The organism is Streptomyces mangrovi, from assembly GCF_900114215.1.
Taxonomy (GTDB): Bacteria; Actinomycetota; Actinomycetes; order Streptomycetales; family Streptomycetaceae; genus Streptomyces; species Streptomyces barkulensis.
This window is the reverse complement of sequence record NZ_FOSG01000035.1, coordinates 19,082-27,380: the sequence shown is the minus strand read 5'-3', so window position 1 is coordinate 27,380 and position 8,299 is coordinate 19,082. Positions and strand designations below refer to the sequence as shown.

At 74.9% G+C, this 8,299-nt stretch carries 6 protein-coding genes; 1 reads left to right on the top strand and 5 read right to left on the bottom strand.

What is annotated here, in order from left to right:
- The 5 genes from recA to BM237_RS27990 form a co-directional block, all read right to left on the bottom strand.
- Positions 1–923: recombinase RecA (gene recA, locus BM237_RS28010; protein ID WP_093852545.1), on the bottom strand; the 923-nt coding region annotated here is incomplete at its 3' end.
- 237 nt (positions 924–1,160) lie between these two features.
- On the bottom strand, positions 1,161–1,355 hold the full coding sequence (locus BM237_RS28005) for a DUF3046 domain-containing protein (RefSeq protein WP_093852544.1): 195 nt from the start codon (positions 1,353–1,355) through the stop codon (positions 1,161–1,163).
- A gap of 66 nt (positions 1,356–1,421) precedes the next feature.
- Entirely contained in the window at positions 1,422–1,739 is a 318-nt protein-coding gene (locus tag BM237_RS28000; protein WP_093852543.1) for an AzlD domain-containing protein, read from the bottom strand.
- Positions 1,736–2,410: an AzlC family ABC transporter permease gene (locus BM237_RS27995; protein ID WP_245794096.1), complete on the bottom strand. Its 675-nt coding sequence runs from the start codon at positions 2,408–2,410 to the stop codon at positions 1,736–1,738. The genes BM237_RS28000 and BM237_RS27995 overlap by 4 nt, the downstream gene beginning before the upstream one ends.
- A 135-nt stretch (positions 2,411–2,545) precedes the next feature.
- On the bottom strand, positions 2,546–3,397 hold the full coding sequence (locus BM237_RS27990; protein ID WP_425443751.1) for an AraC family transcriptional regulator: 852 nt from the start codon (positions 3,395–3,397) through the stop codon (positions 2,546–2,548).
- 77 nt (positions 3,398–3,474) lie between these two features.
- On the opposite strand from BM237_RS27990, the gene BM237_RS27985 reads away from it, so the two are divergent.
- Complete coding sequence (locus BM237_RS27985) at positions 3,475–8,235, top strand: Lhr family ATP-dependent helicase (RefSeq protein ID WP_093852540.1); 4,761 nt, start codon at positions 3,475–3,477, stop codon at positions 8,233–8,235.
- Positions 8,236–8,299: the final 64 nt, after the last annotated feature.

Genomic DNA, 8,299 nt, shown 5'->3' with positions numbered 1-8,299 from the left:
AAGTTGCGGGCGTTCTCCTTGCCCTGCCCCAACTGGTCGCCCTCATAGGTGTACCAGGCACCCGACTTGCGGATGAAGCCGTGCTCCACCCCCATGTCGATCAGCCCGCCCTCCCGGCTGATCCCCACCCCGTAGAGGATGTCGAACTCCGCCTGCTTGAACGGCGGCGCCACCTTGTTCTTGACCACCTTCACCCGGGTGCGGTTGCCCACCGCGTCCGTGCCGTCCTTGAGCGTCTCGATCCGGCGGATGTCCAGCCGCACCGAGGCGTAGAACTTCAGCGCCCGCCCACCGGTGGTCGTCTCCGGCGACCCGAACATCACCCCGATCTTCTCGCGGAGCTGGTTGATGAAGATGGTGGTGGTCTTGGACTGGCTGAGCGCACCGGTGATCTTGCGCAGCGCCTGGCTCATCAGCCGCGCCTGCAGGCCCACGTGCGAGTCGCCCATCTCCCCCTCGATCTCCGCGCGCGGCACCAGGGCGGCCACCGAGTCGATCACGATCAGGTCCAGCGCCCCGGAGCGGATGAGCATGTCGGTGATCTCCAGCGCCTGCTCGCCGTTGTCGGGCTGGGACAGGATCAGGGAGTCCACGTCCACTCCCAGCCGCTTGGCGTACTCCGGGTCCAGCGCGTGCTCGGCGTCGACGAAGGCGACCGTGCCGCCCATCCGCTGGGCGTTGGCCACCGCGTGCAGGGTCAGGGTGGTCTTGCCGGAGGACTCCGGGCCGTAGACCTCCACCACCCGGCCGCGCGGCAGACCGCCCACGCCCAGCGCCACGTCCAGGGCGGTCGACCCGGTCGGGATGACCTCGACGGGCTCGTTCGGCCGCTCGCCCAGGCGCATCACCGCACCCTTGCCGAACTGCCGTTCAATCTGTGCGAGCGCGGCGTCGAGCGCCTTCTCGCGGTCGTTTCCTGCCATGGGTGCCACCCGGTTCGCTTGAGTCGATCGCTTCACATCAGAAGACGCTAGCGCCTGCCACTGACAATCGGCCCGGACACCGTTTCCAGCAGCCCGGCCCAACCATGAGAATAGCTGTTCGATTTCTGTGTCAAGTTGCTCCGTGCTCCTGTGGAAAACCGGAAGAACCCGGAGAACCAGCAGCTCAGGAGTGCTGCGCGCGGTCGGCCCCCGGACAGCGCGCGCCCTTTCGGGAGCTCACCTCAGCTCGGCCGGCACGTCCACGGCCACGCAGACCGCGCGCCAGACCTCCTTCGCCCCCCACCCCGCCTCCAGGGCCTCGTGGACCGTCCGGCCGCCCAGCTCGGACATCACGTGATCGCGTGCGAAGGAGTCGGCGTACGCCTCACCGAAGTGGGCCGCCATCCGCTCCCAGAAGATCGTCAAACGCATACACCCAGTATCCGCCCGCCCGGCCGGTCCCCTGCCGGCGGTGGGGAGCCGGGGGGCCGGGAGCGGTTACCCCAGGGCCCGCAGCCCCGCGGTGACCAGGACGGCGGCGGCGACCACCACGAGGAAGGGCGCGCGCAGCACCAGAGCGACCGCCGCCGCCGCGAGACCTCCCGCGCGTGCGTCGGCCACCAGTGCGCCGCCCTCGCCGCCGAAGGTCTGCTGCGCGGTGAGCGCCGCCAGCAGCGCCACCGGCAGCAGGGCCGCCAGCCTCCGCACCAGCGGGCGCTCCAGCGCGCCTGCCGGCACCGACAGCCCGAGCAGCTTGACGAGGTAGCAGCCGGCGGCCGTCGCCCCGATCGCGATCCACACGCCCTCCGGGCTCATCGGCCCTCCCCTCCGTCCGACCCCTTGGCCCGCAGCCCCCGCGCCAGCAGTACCAGCGGCGCGGCGAGCGCCGCCACCAGCACCGGGACCCCGGCCGGGAGAACCGGCAGCAGGCCCAGCCCCAGCAGCACCGCGAGCCCGGCCGTGGCGCGCTCGGCAGCCGTGCGCAGCATGGGCGCCAGCAGCGCCAGGAAGACGGCCGGACCCGCCGCGTCCAGCCCCCAGGCGGCGGTGTCGCCGAGCGCGGCGGCGCCCAGCGCGCCGAGCAGTGTGGTGAGGTTCCACAGCAGGTAGAGGGTGATACCGGTGACGGTGAACCCGATCCGTGCCGCGCGCCGGTCCCGCTGGGCGAGGGCGACCAGGGAGGTCTCGTCGATGACCAGGTGGGCCGCCGCCGGCCGCACCGCGCGCGGCAGTCGCAGCAGCGAGGACAGCCGCAGCCCGTAGAAGGCGTTGCGGGTGCCGAGGAAGAAGGCCCCGGCCGCGGCGGTGAGCGGACCGCCGCCCGCGGCGAGCGCGCCGACCAGGGCGAACTGCGAGGCGCCGGTGAAGACCAGCAGGCTGAGCGCACAGGTCTGCGCGAGGCTCAGCCCGGCTCCGGCGGAGGTGACCCCGAAGGCGAACCCGGACAGGCCCACGGCGACACCGACTCCGAGTGCGTCACGGGCCACGGCCCTGTCGTTCCCGCCGCGGTCGGCGGCAGGCGGCGACGCGGTGGGCGCGGTGGGCGCGTCCCTTCCGTCCGGACGGGCCGGAACGGTCCGGGGGGTCTGGGTCGTCTGGTTCGTCTCGGGCACGGCGCGATGCTAGGCGCGGCCCTCCTGCCCGGTCTTGTACGTTCTTGCGCGTTCGCGCCGGTAGGCGCCCGGCGGCACACCGACGATCCGGCGGAAGTGCCGCCCCAGGTGCGGCTGGTCGGTGAAGCCGACGGCGACGGCCGCCTCGGCGGGCGGCGCCCCCTCCTCCAGCAGCCGGCGGGCGCGGCGGACCCGGGCGCTGGTCAGCCAGGCGTGCGGCGGCATGCCGTACCGCTCGCGGAAGGCCCGCAGCAGCGAGAACGGACTCGTACCCAGCTCCGCGGCGAGCGCCTCCAGAGTGGGCGGATCCGTCATCCGTTCCAGGAGGATCTCGCGGGCGCGCGCCGCCTTCCACGCGCCCGCGGTGCGGACCGTACGCGCGGGGAGCGCGGTGCCGTTGCGGCGCAGCAGCCGGGTGACGGCGACCCGCAGCAGGGTGTCGGCGGCCAGGGCGTTGCCCTGCTCCGCGGCCCGGTGCACCTCGGTGATCAGGCGCGCGGCCTCCGGATCGTGCACGACGGACTCGGCGAACCCCGCGGTGCCCCGGATGGCCGTCGTCTCGGCGGCGATGGCCGCGACCGTGCGCGAGGAGGGGTAGAGCGTGGCGTACGCCCAGCCCTCCGGAACCCCGGCGCGCGCGGTGTGCGCCACCTCCGGATTGATCATGACGACGGACCCGGCGCCGGCCCGCTCCACACCCTGCGGCAGCCCGACCTCCTCGACACCGCCGGTGATGGCCCCCAGCACATAGCCGTCATGGGCGTGCTGAGGGAAGGCGTGCCTTATGTAGCGGGCGCGCAGCAGGTCCGTGTCCGGCAGCCGGTCGTACCGCCAGTGCCGTGCCCACTCCTCCGTCCCCATGCCCTCCATTGTGCGGGGGCCGGTACGAAGCCGGTGCCGGAACCTCCTGTGCGGGGATGTCAGTGAGGGGGTGCACGATGGAGGCCATGGACCGGTCACCGGCTCTCGACGCCTTCTCCCCCGCGACCCGCTCGTGGTTCACGGGGGCGTTCCAGGCCCCCACCGCCGCCCAGGAGGGCGCCTGGCGGGCGATCGCCGAGGAGCGCGACGTCCTGGTCGTCGCGCCGACCGGCTCCGGGAAGACGCTGGCCGCCTTCCTCGCCGCCCTGGACCGGCTGGCCGCCACGCCGTCTCCCGCCGATCCGGTCCGCCGCTGCCGTGTGCTGTACGTCTCACCGCTGAAGGCCCTGGCGGTGGATGTCGAACGCAACCTGCGCAGCCCGCTGACGGGCATCCGCCAGGAGTCGGCGCGGCTCGGGCTTCCCGAGCCCGGCATCCGCGTCGGGGTCCGTTCCGGCGACACCCCGGCCGCCGAGCGCCGCGCGCTGGCCCGGCGCCCGCCGGACATCCTGATCACCACGCCCGAGTCGCTGTTCCTGATGCTCACCTCCGCCGCCCGCGAGGCCCTGCGCGGAGTGGAGACGGTGATCCTGGACGAGGTCCACGCCGTGGCCGGGACGAAGCGCGGCGCTCATCTGGCGCTCTCCCTGGAGCGCCTGGACGAACTGCTGGACCGCCCGGCCCGCCGCATCGGGCTGTCGGCGACGGTGCGTCCGGTGGACGAGGTGGCGCGCTTCCTCTCGCCCCGGCGCGGCGCGCACGTGGTGCAGCCCCCCTCGGGCAAGGAGTTCGACCTGTCGGTCGTGGTGCCCGTGCCGGACATGGGCGAGCTGGGCGGCTCACCGGTGCGGGACGCGGGCGGCGAGGGGCCCGGCGGCCAGGGGGACCGGCCCTCCATCTGGCCGCCGGTGGAGGAGCGGATCGCCGACCTCGTCCAGGCCCACCGCTCCACCATCGTCTTCGCCAACTCCCGGCGCCTGGCCGAGCGGCTGTGCAACCGGCTCAACGAGATCGCCTACGAGCGGGCCACCGGCGAGCCCGTTCCCGAGGGGCACTCGCCCGCCGAGCTGATGGGCGGGTCCGGGGTGGCGGGGGGCGCTCCACCGGTACTGGCCCGCGCCCACCACGGCTCGGTCTCCAAGGAGCAGCGCTCCCAGGTCGAGGAGGACCTGAAGGCGGGCCGCCTGCCGGCGGTGGTGGCCACCTCCAGCCTGGAGCTGGGCATCGACATGGGCGCGGTGGACCTGGTGGTCCAGGTGGAGTCCCCGCCCTCGGTCGCCTCCGGGCTGCAGCGGGTGGGCCGCGCCGGGCACCAGGTGGGCGCGGTCTCGGCCGGGGTGGTCTTCCCCAAGTACCGCGGCGATCTGGTGCAGTCCGCGGTGGTCACCGAGCGGATGCGCGAGGGCGCCATCGAGGCCCTGCGCGTCCCGTCCAACCCGCTGGACGTGCTGGCTCAGCAGATCGTCGCCATGGCCGCCGTGGACACCTGGGACGTCGACGAACTGCTCGCGGTCGTACGGCGCGCCGCGCCCTTCGCCTCGCTGCCGGAGTCGGCGTACACCGCCGTGCTGGACATGCTCGCCGGGCGCTACCCGTCCGACGCCTTCGCCGAGCTGCGCCCCCGCCTGGTGTGGGACCGTGTCGCCCACACCGTCGCCGGTCGTCCGGGGGCGCAGCGGCTGGCGGTCACCTCCGGCGGGACGATCCCCGACCGCGGGCTGTTCGGCGTCTTCCTCGCCGGCGCCGACCCGAAGAAGGGCGGCGGACGCGTCGGGGAGCTGGACGAGGAGATGGTCTACGAGTCGCGGGTGGGCGATGTGTTCACCCTGGGCACGACCAGCTGGCGCATCGAGGACATCACCCGCGACCGCGTCCTGGTCACCCCCGCCCCCGGCGTCCCCGGCCGGCTGCCGTTCTGGAAGGGCGACCAGCTGGGCCGCCCGCTGGAGCTGGGCCGTGCGCTGGGAGCGTTCCTGCGCGAGGTCGGCGGTCTGACCCCGCAGGCCGCCCGGGAGCGGCTGGCGACGGCCGGACTGGACGAGTGGGCCGTGGACAACGTCCTGGCCTATCTGGACGAGCAGCGCCAGGCCTGCGGTCACGTCCCCGACGACCGCACGATCGTGGTGGAGCGCTTCCGCGACGAGCTGGGCGACTGGCGGATCGTGATCCACTCCCCCTTCGGCGCCCAGGTGCACGCGCCCTGGGCGCTGGCGCTGGGAGCGCGGCTGGACGAGCGGTTCGGCATGGATGCGCAGGTGATGCACGCCGACGACGGCATCGTGCTGCGACTGCCCGACACCGATCTGATGGGCTTCGACCTCGGCGATGACTTCGGCACGGCTCCGGTCCCGGGTTTCGCGGACACCCCGGACCGCGACCCCGACCAGCCCCCCGTCGGTGCCGCCGACGTCCTGTTCGACCGCGACGAGGTGGAGCGGACCGTCACCGACCGGGTCGGCGGCTCGGCCCTGTTCTCCTCCCGCTTCCGCGAGTGCGCCGCCCGCGCCCTGCTGCTGCCCCGCCGCGACCCCGGCCGGCGCACCCCTCTGTGGCAGCAGCGCCAGCGGGCCGCCCAACTACTGCAGGTGGCAAGCGAGTTCGGGTCGTTCCCGATCGTTCTGGAGGCGGTGCGCGAGTGTCTCCAGGACGTCTTCGACGTACCCGGACTGGTCGAGCTGATGGGCGATGTCGAGTCGCGCCGGGTGCGTCTGGTGGAGGTCACCACCTCCGAGCCCTCCCCGTTCGCCCGCTCCCTGCTGTTCGGATACGTCGCCCAGTACCTGTACGAGGGCGACTCCCCGCTCGCCGAGCGCCGCGCCGCCGCGCTGTCACTGGACTCCTGGCTGCTGGCCGAGCTGCTGGGCCGGGCCGAACTGCGCGAGCTGCTCGACCCCGAGGTGCTGGCCGGGCTGGAGCGCGAGCTGCAGTGGCTCCCCGGCGAGGGCGCCGACGGCAGGATCGGCGCGGTCCCCCGGATCAAGGACGCCGAGGGCGTCGCCGACGTACTGCGCCTGCTGGGCCCGCTCACCGAGGAGGAACTGGCCGAGCGGGGCGCCGAGCCGCGGTGGGCGCGGGAGCTGGAGCGCGCCCGCCGCACCATCCGCGTCCGTATCGCGGGCCGGGAGCACTGGGCGGCGGTCGAGGACGCCGGGCGGTTGCGCGACGCGCTGGGCGCGGCGCTGCCCGTCGGCGTGCCCGAGGCCTTCACCGAGCCCGTGGCCGACCCGCTGGGCGACCTGCTGGCCCGCTACGCCCGCACCCACGGCCCGTTCACCACCGCGCGGGCCGCCGGGCGGTTCGGTCTGGGCACCGCGGTCGCCGACGGGGCGCTGCACCGGCTGGCGGCGGCCGGCCGGGTGGTCCAGGGCGAGTTCCATCCCTCGGGGATCGAGCAGGAGTGGTGCGACACGGGTGTGCTGCGGCGGCTGCGCCGCCGCTCCCTGGCCGCGCTGCGCCAGGAGCTGGAGCCGGTCCCGCCCGCCTCGCTCGCCGCGTTCCTGCCCCAGTGGCAGCACCTGGGGGCCGGGGCCGGCGGGCTGCGCGGCATCGACGGGCTGCTGCGCGCCGTCGAACAGCTCCAGGGCGCCCCCGTACCCGCCTCCGCTCTGGAGAGGCTGGTCCTGCCCTCCCGGGTGGCCGACTACCACCCGGCCATGCTGGACGAGCTGACCGCCGCCGGAGAGGTACTCTGGGCGGGCGCGGGCGCGCTGCCGGGCAAGGACGGCTGGATCCGCCTCCATCTGGCCGACGCCGCCCCGCTGCTGCTGCCCGACCCCCTGCCGATGGAGCCCACCCCGCTCCACCGGGCGGTCCTGGACGCGCTCTTCGGTGGTTACGGCCTGTTCTTCCGGCAGATCTCCGACCGGGTGCGCGCCGACGGGCACGAGGCGTCCGACGCCGAGCTGGCCGAGGCCATGTGGGACCTGGCCTGGTCCGGACGGCTCACGGGCGACACCCTGGCCCCGCTGCGCGCCCTGCTCGGCTCCGGCCGCACCGCGGGGGCCACGGCACACCGCGCCAGGCGGAGCACCCCCCGAGGCCGGTACGGCTCCCCCGTCCCCCTGTCCCCCGTCGCGCCGACCGGTGCGCCCCGCCGTCCCACCGCTTCCCGCGGCGGACCCCCGACGGTGGCCGGCCGCTGGTCGCTGCTGCCCGACCGGGAGACCGATCCCACCCACCGGGCCCACGCCCTGGCCCGCACTCTGCTGGACCGGCACGGCGTGGTCACCCGGGGCGCGGTCGCCGCCGAGGGCGTCGAGGGCGGCTTCTCGGCCGCCTACCGCGTGCTGTCGGTCTTCGAGGAGAGCGGCCGGGCCCGCCGCGGCTATGTGGTGGAGGGCCTGGGCGCCGCCCAGTTCGCCGTGGACGGCGCGGTGGACCGGCTGCGCGCGATCAGCACGGCCCGGGAGAAACCCGAGGGCGCCCGCCCTCGTACCGCCGTACTCGCCGCCGCCGACCCCGCCAACGCCTACGGCGCCGCCCTTCCCTGGCCCGAACCGCCCTCGACGGCCCCCACGGAGGACGGCGGGCCGGGCCGGGGCATGACGGCCGCGTCCCACAAGCCGGGTCGCAAGGCGGGCTCTTTGGTGGTGCTGGTCGACGGCGAGCTCGTCCTCTACCTCGAGCGCGGCGGCAGGACGCTGCTGGCCTGGCGGGCCGAGGGGCCGTCGCTGACCGCCGCCGTCGAGGCACTGGCCGGGGCCGCGCACCGCGGCATGCTGGGCACCCTCACCGTGGAGCGTGTCAACGGCTCCCCGGCCCTGACCTCTCCCGTGGGCTCCGCCCTGGAGGCCGCGGGCTTCCACGCCACTCCGCGCGGGCTGCGGCTGCGCGCGTGACGGCTTGACGACCGGCGGCGGACGGCCGGGCCCGAGGGGACGCCGCCGGGCGCGTAGGGGCGAA